Here is a 15,694-nt window from a genome sequence, read left to right on the forward strand (position 1 = left end):
GGTTTTACACGCATTAAAGGAGATGTTGGGATGAAGAAATCTACTGTATTTCCGATATTACCTCTGGGTAAGATTTGTATCTTGCATAGTGGGGGAACTCCTCGCCGTAGCAACAATAAATATTATGGCGGTAATATACCTTGGGCAAAAATCGCAGATTTAGATACTGAAAATGGAATTGTTGTAGATACTGAAGAATACATAACAGTTGAAGGATTACAGGCTATCAATAATCGAATTTTCCCAAAAGGGAGTATTTTACTGGCAATGTATGGCTCTATTGGAAAATTAGCAATTGCAGGGCGTGATATATCATGTAATCAAGCAATTTTAGGAATACAAATTAAAGACAAAGAACATTTAGATATTAACTACTTAAGGCTATGGTTAACTAGCATAAAGGCTACTTTGGAGTTTCAAGGACGAGGAGTAACGCAACAGAATATATCCAAATCTATTGTCGAGAAACTAGAAATCCCCCTCCCACCCCTCGAAGAACAGCGAAGAATTGCGGCAATTTTGGATAAAGCGGATGGGGTGCGACGCAAGCGCAAAGAGGCAATTCGGTTGACTGAGGAGTTATTGCGATCAACTTTTCTAGAGATGTTCGGTGATCCTGTTACTAATCCGAAAGGGTGGGAGATTGTTAAACTAGGTAGTCTTGTTGTCGGCCAACTAAATAATGGCATTTTTAAGAAAAATCACGAATATGGTGGGGACACACCCGTTGTTTGGGTAAAGGAACTCTTTAGTGGTTACACTATCGATTGTTCTGAAAGTAGGACTTTAACGCCAACAGATGAAGAAGTGAAAAAGTTTGGATTAACAAAAGGTGATATTCTTTTTTGTCGATCTTCTTTAAATCGTGAGGGTATTGGCTTTAACAATGTTTTCGATGGCATGGATTTTTCAGCACTTTTTGAGTGTCACATTATTCGAGTCAGCCTGAACCAAAGAAAAGTTAATAGCATCTTTCTGAACTACCTTTTGCGTTTTCCTGGACTCAGGAAACAGATTATTGCTAAAGCAAATACAGTAACGATGTCCACCATTGGACAAAGTGAAATAAAGAAAATAGAATTTTATCTTCCTCCAAAGGAACTGCAAGATAAATTTGAGATTTTTTTGCGAAAAATTGCAACAAATCGAACGAAATTAGAAAATAAAGAATCCGAAAATCTCTTTAATTCCCTTTTACAAAGAGCATTTAGGGGGGAACTGTAGCCATGGCAGCCGGCGGATTACTGCCATAATCTTGTGGGAAATGCCATTAAAAAAGACCGTTGGACAATTAACCAAGATTCCTATCATCTCACACTGTCACTAGGGAAAACCCTAGATAAAATAACCGGCTCTTCTCGACTTTGTGTGATAAGTTTAAATTATATAGGATTGATCGATCTTTGTGTCCTTTGTGTCTTTGTGGTTCGTTCCACCCCCTCGCTAGGAGAAATGTATCTTAGAATACATTTTACCCACCAAACCTAGGAGAGCCAATAACCGAACTTGCTGTTTTTAAATTGGCAACATTTGGAGTAAAATAATGGAAAAAGTAATTAACAAAGTTAACATCAAAAAGCAAAATAATGACTTTAACTATTGGCAAAAACAATCCTATCAAAAACGATTAGAAGCGTTAGAACAAATTCGCCAACAATACCACCAATATAAATATAATGCTGAACCAAGACTTCAAAGAATTTATACAATTGTTAAACAATAATCAGGTAAAATATAGAGATAGCCAAAACTTTGGGAATAATAAAGTTATAGACTGGGGAGCGCAATATGGATTCAAACTTCTCCTTCCTGCGAGATCAATTCCCGACAATCTACGATCATGCCAGCCAAGCGGAGGGATTAGTCTTCAGTAACCCCCGGGCCAGTTGCTTCTATACCCGTTTTGTCCTAGAACAAATGGTCTGCTGGCTCTATGAAAACGACCCCTACCTGCAACCGCCCCGGGACAATAGCCTAGGCGCTCTTATCCACGAGCAAACCTTTAAAGATAACCTTAAACCAGGACTTTTCGGCAAAATTCGCACCATCCACAAAGTCGGCAACAACGCCGCCCACCATGGCAGCCCCATCAGTGAACGGGACTCCCTGCACCTGATCGAGGAACTATTTCATCTCACCTACTGGCTGGTGCGCTACTATGGGCAGAATGGGCGAAAATTGGGCGATATTAGCTTTGATCGCCAGAAGATACCCCCGGCCGCACCCCCCGCTCCCAAACAACTGCAAGACCTGGAAAAACGCCTGTCCCAAAGCGATGCCCTGCGCCAATTGGCCGAAGCAAAACAGCGCCAAACCGAGGCCGAACTCGCGGCCGCTAGGGCCGAACGGGATGCCCTCCTCGCCCAAAATCGAGCGATCGCTGACCAGCACGACTACAACGAAGCCGACACCCGCCGCTACCTGATCGATGTACTACTCCAAGAGGCCGGCTGGGATACCAAAGCCCCCAACGCCACAGAGTTCGAGGTGTGGGGGATGCCCATCCAAAAGCCCGGAGATACTGGGCGCGGTTTCGTCGATTATGTACTCTGGGGTGATGACGGCAAACCCCTCGCCCTCGTGGAGGCAAAACGCAGCAGCAAAAGCCCCGACAGCGGACAAGATCAGGCCAAACTCTACGCCGACTGCTTAGAAAAAAACTACAACCAACGCCCCGTTATTTTCTACAGCAACGGCTATGAAACCTATCTCTGGGATGATCTCGCCTATCCCCCCCGTCCCGTCCTCGGTTTCCTGCGAAAAACCGAGCTAGAACGGCTAATTTTCCGCCGTTACCACCGTAAACGCCTCAGCAACACCGCCATTAACGAGGATATCGTCGGCCGTCCCTACCAGAAAGAAGCCATCCGCCGCATTACCGAAACTTTTGAAGAAAAGTGCGCCCGTAAGTCCCTGTTGGTTATGGCCACCGGAACCGGTAAAACCCGAACTGCGATCGCATTGGTGGAACTGCTCAAGAGCGCCAATTGGGTAAACCGAGTCCTGTTTCTGGCCGATCGCAATGCCCTATTAAAGCAAGCCTATCGAGCCTTTCAGCGTCATCTACCCAGCGTTACCGTCCTGCATCTGACCCGCAGCAAGGACGTGACGGGGGCTAACGTCCTCTTCTCCACCTATCAAACCATGCTCAACGCCATCGATCGCATGGATGCAGAGGGGCGAATCTTTGGGGTGGGTTATTTTGACCTAGTGATCGTCGATGAAGCCCATCGCTCCATTTATCAGAAATACGGCGAAATATTCGATTATTTTGATGCCCTGCTGGTGGGGCTAACTGCCACGCCGCGCTCGGAAATAGACCGGGACACCTACCGCATTTTCCAGCTACCCCAGGGCGTGCCTACCTTCGCCTACGAGTTAAATGATGCCGTTAGGGATGGCTACCTTGTCCCCCCCAAGGGCGTTACTGTGCCGTTTAAGTTTCTGCGTACCGGGGTTAAATACAGCGATCTAACCCCGGAGGAGCGGCTAGACTACGAGGAGAAGTTCCGGGACGAGGAAAGCGGCGAACTACCGCAGGCAATTAACGCAGCTGCCTTTAATGACTGGTTGTTCAATATCGACACCGTGGATCAAGCATTAGAATTATTGATGCAACGGGGGCTAAAGGTCAACAGTGGCGATCGATTGGGTAAAACGATTATTTTTGCGCGTAATCACCGACACGCCCAATGTATCTGCGATCGCTTTAACAGTAACTATCCTCACTACAAAGGTCATTTCGCCAAAATTATTGACAGTCACGACAATTACGCCCAGAGTCTGCTCGATGACTTCAGCGAAGCCAACAAAGAACCGATTTTGGCCGTCTCGGTGGATATGCTCGATACCGGCGTAGATGTGCCGGAAGTGGTCAATTTGGTCTTTTTTAAGCCCGTATTCTCCCGGGTGAAGTTCAATCAGATGATCGGGCGCGGGACCCGTCTCTGTCAGGATTTGTTTGGGCCTGGCAACCATAAAACCGAGTTTCTGGTCTTCGACCTCTGCGGGAATTTCGAGTATTTCGAGCAGGATATCGATGAAACAAGCCAGAAAATACGCGAAAGCCTCACCAGTCGCCTAGTTAAACATCGCCTCGAGTTGGCAACCCGTCTCGCTCCCTCCAAGCCAAGCGCGACACCTAGGGCAAGAGAGCAGTCCTCTACTTACAAAGTCGATCGATCCGGCGACCTATACACGAGTTTGCTCGATGCACTCCATCAACATATCGCCACCATGCCCCGGGATAATTTCCTCGTGCGTCGTCGCTTGCCGCAGGTGGAGACCTTTAGTCAGCGCCAGCGTTGGAACAACCTGAGTCAGGAGGACGCGGCCACCATTGCCGACTCCTTGGCCGGTTTACCCAATAGTCTGCCCAATGAGGATCCCCTGTCCAAGGAATTCGACCTTCTCTGTGTGAAACTGCAATTAGCCATTCTCAAGGCCGACCGTAGTTATGAGCGATTGCGGGACAAAGTGCGGGATATTCTCGGTCAACTGGAGACTAAGCCCGATATCCCGATGATTAAGGGGCAATTAGACTTTATTCGCGAGGTGCAGGACGAAAGCTGGTGGATCAGAGCAACGCCGTCAATGGTGGAGGGGATTCGGGTGCGTGTCCGGGATCTGGTCAAGTTTATTGATCGCCAAAAGCAGCAGATCGTGATCACCGATTTTGTCGATGAGATGGGGGAGGTGCAGATTGTCGATATTCCCACCCATCAGACCGGTTTTAGTCGCGAACAGTATCGCCGGAAAGTGGAGGCCTATATCCGTGAGGATCAGGATCACCTTGCGATCGCTAAGTTGCGGCGCAATATCCCCCTAACGGAGACGGATTTATCTGCCCTAGAGGAGATGCTATTTTCGGCCGCAGAAATTGAGAGCCGTCAGCGTTTTGAGGAGGTCTTTGGCCAGACAAAAAGCCTCAAGCTCCTGATCCTGGAAATCGTCGGACTTGATCCCGCAGGGATCCGCGTAGCGGCACGCCAAGCGGCTAAACAAGCTTTTGCCCGTTATTTGCAGGGGACAAACTTCTCGGCCAATCAAATCCGTTTTATCGAAAATATCATCGATATGCTCGCTAAAAACGGAGTTATCAATCCGGGGGCGCTCTACGAGCCTCCTTTTACTGATAACCATCCCGAAGGTCTAGATGGGATGTTTAATGATCAGGAAGCTGATCGGATCGTCTCGATTTTGCGATCATTTAATGAGTCCGTTGATGCGGTTTAAGAACAAGCGCGGATGAAGAAATAAAAGCATGAAAACTGACACGATTTTTTATCAACTCTTTCAATCATTCCCCTCTATCTTCTTTGAATTAATTCAACTCCCCATCACCGAAGCCAATAACTACCGCTTTGACTCAGTGGAAGTCAAACAACTTTCCTTTCGTCTCGATGGAGTCTTTCTGCCTCAAAATAATCACCCCCAGACTCCTATCTACTTCTGTGAGGTACAATTTCAAGAAGATGAGGCTTTTTATCAGCGCTTTTTCACTGAAATATTCTTATATCTCAGTAAAACTGACTTAACCAATGATTGGCGGGGTGTGATTGTCTATCCTAACCCTCAAGTAGAAACCGATAAAGTTCAACGCTATCGGGAACTCCTCAACTGCGAGCGAGTGAGACGGATTTATCTGAATGAATTAGAAAACATTCCTCAAACTTCGATTGGTTTAGCCACAGTCCAATTAATCACCCTATCTAAAGCAAAAGCGATTGATAGCACCCGAAAATTAATCCAAAGAGTGAGAGAAGAATTAACCCCCGACCAAAAACCCCAAGAACTCTTACAATTAATAGAGACGATTCTCGTTTATAAGTTACCACTTCTCAATCGTCGGGAGATAGAAACTATGTTTAGTTTAGATGAATTAAAACAAACTCAGTATTTTCAAGATGTGCGCGAGGAAGCGCGTCAGGAAGGTCGTCAGGAAGGTCGTCAGGAAGGCAGACTAAACAAAGCATTAGAGGCGGTCCCTCGTTTGTTAGCCCTAGGGTTAAGTGTTGAGCAAGTCGCATCCGCGTTAGAGTTAGAGGTTAAACAGGTTAGAGCTATACAAAACGGGACATAAAAAATGCGATCGCCTTGTAAAATAAGAGCATGAAAACTGACACGATTTTTTATCAACTCTTTCAATCATTCCCCTCTATCTTCTTTGAATTAATTCAACTCCCCATCACCGAAGCCAATAACTACCGCTTTGACTCAGTGGAAGTCAAACAACTTTCCTTTCGTCTCGATGGAGTCTTTCTGCCTCAAAATAATCACCCCCAGACTCCTATCTACTTCTGTGAGGTACAATTTCAAGAAGATGAGGCTTTTTATCAGCGCTTTTTCACTGAAATATTCTTATATCTCAGTAAAACTGACTTAACCAATGATTGGCGGGGTGTGATTGTCTATCCTAACCCTCAAGTAGAAACCGATAAAGTTCAACGCTATCGGGAACTCCTCAACTGCGAGCGAGTGAGACGGATTTATCTGAATGAATTAGAAAACATTCCTCAAACTTCGATTGGTTTAGCCACAGTCCAATTAATCACCCTATCTAAAGCAAAAGCGATTGATAGCACCCGAAAATTAATCCAAAGAGTGAGAGAAGAATTAACCCCCGACCAAAAACCCCAAGAACTCTTACAATTAATAGAGACGATTCTCGTTTATAAGTTACCACTTCTCAATCGTCGGGAGATAGAAACTATGTTTAGTTTAGATGAATTAAAACAAACTCAGTATTTTCAAGATGTGCGCGAGGAAGCGCGTCAGGAAGGTCGTCAGGAAGGTCGTCAGGAAGGTCGTCAGGAAGGCATTGAGCAAGGCAGACTAAACAAAGCACTAGAGGCTGTTCCTCGTTTGTTAGCTTTAGGGTTAAGCGTTGAGCAAGTCGCATCCGCCTTAGAATTAGAGGTTGAACAGGTTAGAGCTATACAAAAAGGGAGATAATCTCCTTCTGTCCTTATGTCTAGGAAGTCCTGTTAATCCTATCGTCGGGAGATATACTTTGCACGGTTATAACTTGCATTTTTTACTCAAAGACAATAATATAGTTCAAGAGTCATAATTAGAAGCAAAGCACTCATTAAAAACATGATTAACCTAGAATTCACGGAAGAAGAAAAGAACTCACTGTATTATGAAAGATTTCATCATCCTCATCCCCGGGTTCAACTGAAGATGGAAGTTCTCTGGTTAAAAAGCCAAAAGATACCGCACAAAAAAATTTGTCAGTTAGCAGGAATCTCGCCAAATACCTTATTAACCTATCTTCGAGATTATCAAGAGGGCGGAATAGAAAAATTAAAAGAAATCAACTTCTATCGCCCTAAAAGTGAATTAGAGTCTCAAAGAGAAACACTCAAAAAATATTTCGAGAAAAATCCACCAGCCACAATAAATGAAGCTGTATATAGAATAGAAGAATTGACAGGGATAAAACGAAGTCCTACCCAAGTGAGGAAATTCTTAAAATCCTTGGGAATGAAATGTTTAAAAATAGGTTCTCTTCCTTCTAAAGCTGACCCAGATGAACAAGAAGACTACAAAGAAAAAAAGCTAGAACCCAGACTAAATGAGGCTAAAGAAGGAAAAAGGGCTGTTTTTTTTGTTGATGCCGCTCACTTCGTCATGGGAGCATTTCTCGGTTTTGTTTGGTGTTTTGAGAGACTTTTTGTTAAGTCACCGAGCGGGCGTAAACGCTTCAATGTTTTAGGAGCATTAAATGCAATAACTCATGAAGTTATTCTAGTTACTAATGACACTTATATTACGGCAACTCAAGTCTGTGAACTTCTTGAAAAAATAGCTGCTTTAGGACTAATGATTCCCATCACTCTAGTCTTAGATAATGCCCGCTATCAGAAATGTAAAATTGTTGAAGAATTGGCTCTTTCTTTGTCAATAGAGCTACTCTATCTGCCGTCTTATTCGCCTAATCTAAATTTAATTGAAAGGCTGTGGAAATTTGTCAAAAAGAAATGTTTACATGGTAAATATTATGAAAACTTTTCTGACTTTTCTTCAGCCATTTATGAATGTCTGAATGATGCCCATCTGAAACATAAAAAAGAACTGGATTCCTTGCTGACTCTACGATTTCAGAAGTTTAATAAATCTCAGATTATGAACGTCTAAAGTATAGAAACTATGTTTAGTTTAGATGAATTAAAACAAACTCAGTATTTTCAAGATGTGCGCGAGGAAGCGCGTCAGGAAGGCAGACTAAACAAAGCATTAGAGGCAGTCCCTCGTTTGTTAGCCTTAGGGTTAAGCGTTGAGCAAGTCGCATCCGCCTTAGGGTTAGAGGTTGAACAGGTTAGAGCTATACAAAAAGGGACATAAAAAAAGCGATCGCCTTTTAGAATAAAAGCATGAAAACTGACACGATTTTTTATCAACTCTTTCAATCATTCCCCTCTATCTTCTTTGAATTAATTCAACTCCCTGGTTTAAGTATTCTCAATGTTAGTAAAATCCAATAATCCCAGTAATGCTAGTATATTCGAGTAATACCCACAAATTTCGATAATGTAATTGTAATAACTGATCACTGATCACTGATCAGCCATTCCGATGCCCTTTCACCCAGATCTAGGGGCAGACTAACCGCTTTACCGAGACGGGGACGCTCGCGGGTTTCGCGGATAAAAGCTTGAAATTGACTAACACCACCCCATTCGTGGAGATAATTGGCGATCACATTGAGATGTTCCAGATATTCAGACTCGGAGAGGGGAAAAGAAGCTTGTTCAAGATATTTCCACATTACCTGGACATGAACCTTATCTTTGATGCGTCGTAGCTGGATATCGTAGGAACGACCCCATTTTTCTAGTAATAATTGCTGTAAGTCCACACCCGTCATGGTTGATATCGCTTCTCAGATGTCAGTCAGTCAATTAATTCTAACTTACTTTTAGCTGCTGCCCCTAGGTTAGTTCACCGCGCTTCGATTCAGACCAATTCCCATAAAAAAGTTTTTTTCGGTACGGCGAGTATGTAAAATGGAATGTTGATCTTTCTTGGCCTAAACAGCATTTCATGATTTCGAGTAACGACTTTCGGAGTGGCACAACCATCCAGATCGATGGCTCTGTCTGGCGGGTGGTGGAATTCCTGCACGTTAAACCGGGTAAGGGATCGGCCTTCGTGCGAACCAAGTTAAAAAATGTCCAGACGGGCAACGTGGTAGAACGGACGTTCCGGGCCGGGGAAACCTTGCCCTCAGCCACGATCGAAAAGCGCACCATGCAGCACACCTACAAAGAAGGCGATCAGTTTGTCTTCATGGACATGGAGACTTTTGAGGAAGCAACTCTCACCCCAGCACAAATGGGCGATCGAGCCAAGTATCTGAAGGAAGGAATGGAAGTCAATATTCTCTTTTGGAATGAGCAAGTATTAGAGGTAGAATTGCCCACCTCGGTAATCTTGGAAATCACCGATACAGATCCGGGAGTCAAGGGAGATACGGCCACCGGTGGCACGAAACCGGCGATCGTAGAAACGGGAGCGCAGGTGATGGTTCCCCTGTTTATTTCCATCGGTGAAAGGATTAAAGTGGACACCAGGGATGGTTCCTATCTGGGACGGGAATAATTGTGATCAGAAGCCCAGAAATGAGGTCTTAGGGACGGATTTAGGACTAAAGCCAGTTTTCTCTAGCCTGTTTCCCAAAACTTAGCCGCTAGATGTCAAAAATCGACGGTTTGGTGGGTGCGAATTTGGATTTGTTGCTTTTTATTTGCGGGGGGATTTCAGAGCGGTGACTATTGATTACAACGAAATTCGAGAACTGATCAAAACATTGGCAGCCACGGATATCAGTGAATTTAGCCTAAAAAGTGCAGATTTGGAGCTAAATATCCGCAAAGGAACCGTTAATACCGTCCTTGGTTCTCTCCCCGCTCCCTTGCCGGTGGTGACAGCCCCGGTCGCCCCTCCAGTGGTAGCCGCCGGTACCACCCCGGCCCCAGAAACTCCCACCCCCGAACCCGTGGCCGCCGCTATTGATAAAAAATGGCTGGCGATTACCTCTCCCATGGTCGGCACTTTTTATCGCGCTCCCGCTCCCGATGAACCGTCTTTCGTGGAAAAAAACGATCGGATCCGTGTCGGACAAACGGTCTGTATCATCGAAGCGATGAAGTTGATGAACGAAATCGAAGCGGAAGTAGCTGGGCAAATCGTCGAAATCGCCGTCGCTAACGGTGAACCAGTGGAATTTGGCCAGACGTTAATGTGGGTTAATCCCGAATAGATAGAATGAAAGCTATCCTCATGACCGCCGTGGATGTCCTGCAACTTCAGCAAGTCCCCACCCCGAAAATTAGTCAACCGCATCAGGTTTTAGTAGCATTAAAAGCCGCTGGTGTCAACCCTATTGATACAAAAATTCGTAAACGCGGCACTTTTTATCCCGAGCAAATGCCAGCGATTTTGGGCTGTGACGGGGCGGGAATTGTCGAGGCCGTTGGGGCGGCGGTGCCGGATTTTCGCCCCGGGGATGAAGTGTACTTTTGTAGCGGCGGACTGGGCAAGGCCGGCACGGGAAATTATGCCGAATATGCCCTGATCGAGGCGGATTATCTAGCCCACAAGCCGAAATCTCTTTCTTTTGCCGAGGCGGCCGCTGTACCTTTGGTTTTAATCACCGCTTGGGAAGCACTCTACGATCGCGCTCGTCTGCAATCGGGACAAAGCGTCCTGATCCATGGCGGGGCCGGGGGTGTTGGTCATGTTGCGATTCAATTGGCGAAACTGAGGGGGGCTAAAGTTTATACAACGGTGGGAAATAGCGATAAAGAGCGTTTAGTGCGGCAATTAGGGGCAGATTACCCGATTTTATACAAACAAACCGATTTTGTCGCGGCGATACTTGAAGAAACCGCAGGGAAAGGGGTAGATGTCGCTTTTGATACGGTGGGAGGGGCAACTTTTGGGCAAACTTGCCGAGCGGTGCGCGTGTACGGCGATATGGTGACGATTTTGGAACCTACGGGCAGCTGGAAAGAAGCCCGTGATCGCAATTTGCGGATTAGTTTAGAATTAATGTTAACCCCGGCTTTGATGGGACTGCCAGAAGCGCAAAAATATCAAACAGAAATTCTCAGGCAAGGGGCGAGTTTAATTGATGAGAAAAAGTTAACTATTCATCTCTCCCAAACCTTTCCTTTAGCGGCAGCTAGCAGCGCCCATCAATTGCTAGAAACTGGTGCGGTGACGGGGAAAATTGCCCTAATTATCGACTAGAAATCTGCTTGTTACTACTGGTGAGCAGCAGAAGTTGTTAAAGCAGGGAGAGGGCAAACCACCGCTACACTTTTGCCAATCGGTCAACCTGATTACGTTAAAATCAAAAGCAGGATACTGTGTATGACGGAAAAACTCGATGAACTCAGTGATTAAAGCGGTACAAACTGCCTATTATGGGGATGCAGCCTATCGGACACCACCACCGGACTTAGAATCTCTCCTGCTCAAAGAGAGAATTGTCTATCTGGGGTTGCCCTTATTTTCCTCCGATGATGTCAAGCGCAATATCGGGGTGGACGTGACGGAATTAATTATCGCGCAACTGCTTTACCTGCAATTTGACGATCCCGAAAAACCGATTTTCTTCTACATCAACTCTACCGGCACATCCTGGTACACCGGCGACGCGATCGGCTACGAAACGGAAGCTTTCGCCATCTGTGACACCCTCAACTACATTAAACCTCCCGTTCATACTATCTGTATCGGGCAGGCCATGGGAACTGCAGCGATGATTCTTTCCGCAGGAACCAAGGGTTTTCGCGCCTCCTTGCCCCACGCTACCATTGTTCTCAACCAAAATCGCACCGGGGCCCAAGGACAAGCCACCGATATCCAGATTCGTGCCAAGGAGGTAATCGCCAATAAACAGACGATGTTGGAAATTTTCTCGAAAAATACGGGTCAAACCACCGAAAAACTGGCGAAAGATATGGATCGCACCTTCTATCTCACCCCACAACAGGCGAAAGACTACGGATTAATCGATCGCGTTCTCGAAAGTCGCAAGGAGCTGCCGAAACCCCTTGCCCAAGTTAGTTAAGATTTATTACAAATTAGCAGGAGTTGTTACCAATTATGCCTATCGGTGTGCCAAAAGTTCCCTACCGTCTGCCGGGTAGCCAATACGAACAGTGGATTAGCATTTACAGCCGTCTTTCGGTGGAACGCATTCTTTTTTTGGGGCAGGAAGTCACCGACGGGTTAGCCAATGCCCTTGTGGCCCAAATGCTTTATCTCGACTCGGAAGACCCAACTAAACCCATCTATCTCTATATCAACTCGCCGGGGGGTTCCGTTACCGCCGGTATGGCCATCTACGACACCATGCAGTACATCAAAGCGGAAGTGGTGACTATCTGTGTGGGATTAGCGGCCTCTATGGGGGCATTTTTACTGGCTTCTGGTAGTCCGGGTAAGCGTCTCGCTCTTCCCCACGCGCGGATTATGATTCACCAACCCATGGGCGGAACCGGGCGCCGGCAAGCGACGGATATCGACATTGAAGCTAAGGAAATCCTGCGTATTCGCCAGCAATTAAACGAAATTATGGCTAATCGCACCGGACAAACCATCGAACGCATCGAAAAAGACACGGACCGCGATTATTTCCTCTCCGCCGAGGAAGCTGTCGCCTACGGTTTAATTGATAAGGTGGTCGAGGGAAGACCTGCTTAAGTCAGCCAGAGGTTAGAACAGGCGAGAAACCTGTTCTAACTCCCCAATCAAGGGCCGACGCTATGGGTCCCTACCAATCACAGCAGCTGCAATGTAGGGGCGCAACGCTTGCGCCCATAATGTGACATTGTGAACATTTTTCAGCCAAGGGCCAAGAGAGGCTCTTTTTTTCTGATCTTGAGTAAATAGGGTCTGCTCAATAAATGTGAAATATAGACGAGGTAAGGGTTTAAGTGGCCTGTTTCGCTCCCACAGGTGCAAGATTTTGAGAGAATCGTGGTTCAAAACCTTGCATCTTCGGGGCGAAGCATTCGGGCATAACCTATCGCTGAAACCGTAGATTTCCTATCCGAATGCTTCGCCCCTACTTTTTGCCGCAAACCCTAAGTAGCTGGTTATAATTAAATTAAAAATGGATTTTAGGTTCGATCCCCCCTGCCCCCCTTGATCTATCCATTAGTCACATCTTTCTTAACATAAAATTTGACAAAAAGAGAAAAGTGTGCAAGATGGCTCAAGGGGGTTCTATGGGGGGACTAATTTGATGAGATAGTTTCCAAGTCTGGCTGATATCATGTAACCTTCGCAGTCCCAACCAAATAGTTTTAACACCTGGTTCACTGTCACCTTTTCTACCTAAAAACCCCCCAAGAGAAGCAATCATTCTGACCGCTTCTCGAAAGGAGGGCGGCTTTTCAGGTGGCGGACTCTTTTTATGAATAGTGGCACACAAAGATTGCCATTCATGTTCTTCCAAAAAACTTTCACAACTCTCCTCTCCGTGTAAGCGTGCTTGATAGGTTAACCAAAGTAATCTCCAAGCTACAATTGAATAGGTAGCTAAGGCCATCTCAATTCTACGACCCGTTTCTAATTGCAGTTTTTCTAATCCACAACCACTTTTTAAAACAAAATGATAGCGTTCTATTAACCAGCGATAACTATACCAGCGCACACAGGTTATCGCTGATTCAAAGCTACTAATGTCTAGGCTAGTTAAGAGGAGTCAACTGATAGGATTAACTCCAGGACGCGGATTTTCTTCTTCAGCTAAAATTACCTGTAATTTGACCGGTTGACGAGGGTTCGCTTTCGAGTGATGCTTAGGTACTTGTATTTCAAAACTGGCAAATCTAACTGTTAGTTTAGCTAGTCTAGCCTCGTGATTAGGATTGCGTTTTACTTGCACATCTAGGCTACCACAGGCTTTTATTTCTCTGATGGATTGATGTAAATATTTAGGCTCTGGATGCCCTAACCTTTGCTTGTCTTCGAGATAGTTAACTTTTCGGTTATGAGTTCCTCGAATTAATAAATGAGAGTTAGGACTTCTTGATTGGGCAAATAAATCAAATATGTCTGCCTCACAATCTCCGATTGTTACTACTTGAATTTCTTCGGGTATTTGTTGTTGTGTTTCTGACAAAGAATCTAACCATCTTTGACTTTCTTTTTCTTCGGTTTCTCTTTTTTTTCTTTGCTTGGCAATCCCTAAATTCTTTTCTTCTCTTGCCCAGACATATTGATTAATCAGTCCTAAAGGTATTCCTTGCGCTGACACTCCTAAGGTGGTATGAACTTTGAGACCAAAGGATTTTTTATAATCTAGATAACCCATTCCTTTTTTTGCTTTTTGCGTCGTAAAGTCTAAACTTGTTGTGTCTTGCACTGCCAAAACTATTGGATGTTCTTTGATTCTTTCTACTGTACTTTTGGCTTGGGCGGCAATTATATCTGAGGGGTGAAAATAGGGGGAATTCCAAAAGTCGTAGGTGGCACTCGCTGCGGCTAGATTTCCCGAAGCTTGTGGCACACTTGTACTAGGTTGGCTGGCCAAGTTTTCTACGATACTGATTAACCTTTTCTTTCTTCTGGTGTCCCCCAGGTCTGCATATTGTAATTCTTGGGCTGCCCATTTCTCCATTTTTTTGCTTACCTCCACCTTAATTCCTTCTTTCAAAACTATACCTATCAATCGTTTCCCCTTTTTTTAAGTTTCTTCTCTTTTTGTTAAGAAAGATCCGACTAATGGATAGCTTGATAAGGGGGGTGTCTGACAACTTTTAACGCCTACCTACTTAGTCAACAGCTTATTACTTTCGATCGCCCATTGGGTCAATTCCGTGCGATTATGAAGACCGGTTTTATGAAGCATATTCGACACATGACTTTCGATTGTCCGTTGACTAACATTGAGTTTTGCGGCGATTTCCCGATTAGCCAGACCCTGGGCGACCAATTGTACTACTTTTAACTCCGTTGGGGTTAATTCCACATTACCCGGAACCTGAACAGGGGTGACATCCGGGGAATGGATGCGGGTGCTGCGTTTCGGCAACTGGCCCGCTTGTTTGAGGGAAGACTCCACCCGGGCCACTAATTCTTCCGGTTCAAAGGGTTTGACCATATAAAAATCGGCCCCGGCGGTTAAACCTGTCACCTTGTCCTGACTTTGATCCTTAGAGGAGAGAAAAATCACGGGAAGGCCACTAAAACGAATGTCCCGACGAATTGTTTCGAGGAAGGCATAACCGTCCATTTCCGGCATCATCAGATCACAGATAATCATATCGGGCATTTCCCTTGCTTTGGCAGCATTTGCCCCGCGTTCAAGGATTGCCAGGGCCTCGGGACCGTTTTCTGCGGTTGTCACCCTATAACCACGAAACTCTAGATAATCCTTCACCAAAAGTATTAAATTTGGGTCATCGTCGATTAATAAAAGTTGTTTGTTGTCTTTGTTGGTCTCTTTCATCGCTATTTTCCGGGCTGCAGGGTTGGGGGAATGGAGACGGACAAAGGATCGACAGGCACTCATGCAACAGGTAGTTAGGGTTTCCTGAATAAATCTAAAAACCTTATCCAACAAGGTTTTTAGACTTTTTTTCTCTCAAAAACTGCCGACCATTGGAGTGATTGGGGGGAAAATTCTGGGACTTTTTCCCTAAAAATTAGGTAATTGACTCCCTCAAAA

Annotated in this window: 14 protein-coding genes and 2 pseudogenes; 13 read left to right on the top strand and 3 right to left on the bottom strand. The window is 45.2% G+C overall.

Going from position 1 to position 15,694, the window contains the following annotated elements; translation table 11 throughout:
• Positions 1–30: 30 nt before the first annotated feature.
• The 8 genes and pseudogenes from ACQY1Y_RS06350 to ACQY1Y_RS06385 all read left to right on the top strand — a co-directional run bounded on the left by ACQY1Y_RS06350 (position 31) and on the right by ACQY1Y_RS06385 (position 8,489).
• Positions 31–1,224, top strand: a complete 1,194-nt coding sequence (locus ACQY1Y_RS06350) for a restriction endonuclease subunit S (RefSeq protein ID WP_271938933.1) — start codon at positions 31–33, stop codon at positions 1,222–1,224.
• A 319-nt stretch (positions 1,225–1,543) separates the two neighbouring features.
• Entirely contained in the window at positions 1,544–1,723 is a 180-nt protein-coding gene (locus tag ACQY1Y_RS06355; RefSeq protein WP_002746635.1) for a hypothetical protein, read from the top strand.
• 65 nt (positions 1,724–1,788) lie between these two features.
• The gene (locus tag ACQY1Y_RS06360; protein WP_430014199.1) at positions 1,789–5,235 is read left to right on the top strand and encodes a DEAD/DEAH box helicase family protein; all 3,447 of its coding nucleotides are present in this window, start codon (positions 1,789–1,791) and stop codon (positions 5,233–5,235) included.
• A gap of 28 nt (positions 5,236–5,263) precedes the next feature.
• Positions 5,264–6,082 (top strand): Rpn family recombination-promoting nuclease/putative transposase, encoded by an 819-nt coding sequence (locus ACQY1Y_RS06365; protein ID WP_430014200.1) that lies wholly within the window; start codon positions 5,264–5,266, stop codon positions 6,080–6,082.
• A 29-nt stretch (positions 6,083–6,111) separates the two neighbouring features.
• A complete protein-coding gene (locus ACQY1Y_RS06370; protein WP_430014201.1) occupies positions 6,112–6,954 on the top strand; it encodes an Rpn family recombination-promoting nuclease/putative transposase in 843 nt (280 codons plus the stop codon).
• 144 nt (positions 6,955–7,098) lie between these two features.
• Positions 7,099–8,142, top strand: coding sequence for an IS630 family transposase (locus ACQY1Y_RS06375; RefSeq protein WP_069474877.1), 1,044 nt, complete (start codon positions 7,099–7,101; stop codon positions 8,140–8,142).
• A gap of 3 nt (positions 8,143–8,145) precedes the next feature.
• Positions 8,146–8,349 (top strand): annotated as a pseudogene (locus ACQY1Y_RS06380) (Rpn family recombination-promoting nuclease/putative transposase); the annotation flags it as partial.
• Between the two features lie 29 nt (positions 8,350–8,378).
• Positions 8,379–8,489 carry an Rpn family recombination-promoting nuclease/putative transposase gene (locus ACQY1Y_RS06385; protein WP_223210947.1) on the top strand — a complete coding sequence of 37 codons (111 nt, stop codon included), beginning with the start codon at positions 8,379–8,381 and terminating at the stop codon, positions 8,487–8,489.
• 65 nt (positions 8,490–8,554) lie between these two features.
• On the opposite strand, the gene ACQY1Y_RS06390 is transcribed toward ACQY1Y_RS06385, so the two are convergent.
• Positions 8,555–8,872 carry a DUF3067 family protein gene (locus tag ACQY1Y_RS06390; protein WP_430014202.1) on the bottom strand — a complete coding sequence of 106 codons (318 nt, stop codon included), beginning with the start codon at positions 8,870–8,872 and terminating at the stop codon, positions 8,555–8,557.
• Positions 8,873–9,048: 176 nt separating this feature from the next.
• Between ACQY1Y_RS06390 and efp the strand changes: the two genes are divergently transcribed.
• The 5 genes from efp (at position 9,049) to ACQY1Y_RS06415 (ending at position 12,720) form a co-directional block, all read left to right on the top strand.
• On the top strand, positions 9,049–9,606 hold the full coding sequence (gene efp, locus ACQY1Y_RS06395) for an elongation factor P (RefSeq protein ID WP_002732990.1): 558 nt from the start codon (positions 9,049–9,051) through the stop codon (positions 9,604–9,606).
• Between the two features lie 166 nt (positions 9,607–9,772).
• The gene (accB, locus tag ACQY1Y_RS06400) at positions 9,773–10,267 is read left to right on the top strand and encodes an acetyl-CoA carboxylase biotin carboxyl carrier protein (protein WP_002733878.1); all 495 of its coding nucleotides are present in this window, start codon (positions 9,773–9,775) and stop codon (positions 10,265–10,267) included.
• A gap of 5 nt (positions 10,268–10,272) precedes the next feature.
• Positions 10,273–11,259, top strand: a complete 987-nt coding sequence (locus ACQY1Y_RS06405) for a zinc-dependent alcohol dehydrogenase family protein (protein WP_430014203.1) — start codon at positions 10,273–10,275, stop codon at positions 11,257–11,259.
• Between the two features lie 139 nt (positions 11,260–11,398).
• Positions 11,399–12,085 carry an ATP-dependent Clp protease proteolytic subunit gene (locus tag ACQY1Y_RS06410; RefSeq protein WP_002733425.1) on the top strand — a complete coding sequence of 229 codons (687 nt, stop codon included), beginning with the start codon at positions 11,399–11,401 and terminating at the stop codon, positions 12,083–12,085.
• Positions 12,086–12,120: 35 nt separating this feature from the next.
• Positions 12,121–12,720, top strand: a complete 600-nt coding sequence (locus ACQY1Y_RS06415) for an ATP-dependent Clp protease proteolytic subunit (protein WP_002734165.1) — start codon at positions 12,121–12,123, stop codon at positions 12,718–12,720.
• A 514-nt stretch (positions 12,721–13,234) separates the two neighbouring features.
• On the opposite strand, the pseudogene ACQY1Y_RS06420 reads toward ACQY1Y_RS06415, so the two are convergent.
• Together ACQY1Y_RS06420 and ACQY1Y_RS06425 are read right to left on the bottom strand one after the other, a co-directional pair.
• Positions 13,235–14,644: pseudogene (locus ACQY1Y_RS06420) on the bottom strand (IS4-like element ISMae7 family transposase).
• Positions 14,645–14,794: 150 nt separating this feature from the next.
• Positions 14,795–15,475: a response regulator transcription factor gene (locus ACQY1Y_RS06425; RefSeq protein ID WP_430014204.1), complete on the bottom strand. Its 681-nt coding sequence runs from the start codon at positions 15,473–15,475 to the stop codon at positions 14,795–14,797.
• Positions 15,476–15,694: the final 219 nt, after the last annotated feature.

This window comes from Microcystis ichthyoblabe FBCC-A1114 (assembly GCF_050500245.1).
GTDB lineage: Bacteria > Cyanobacteriota > Cyanobacteriia > Cyanobacteriales > Microcystaceae > Microcystis > Microcystis ichthyoblabe_A.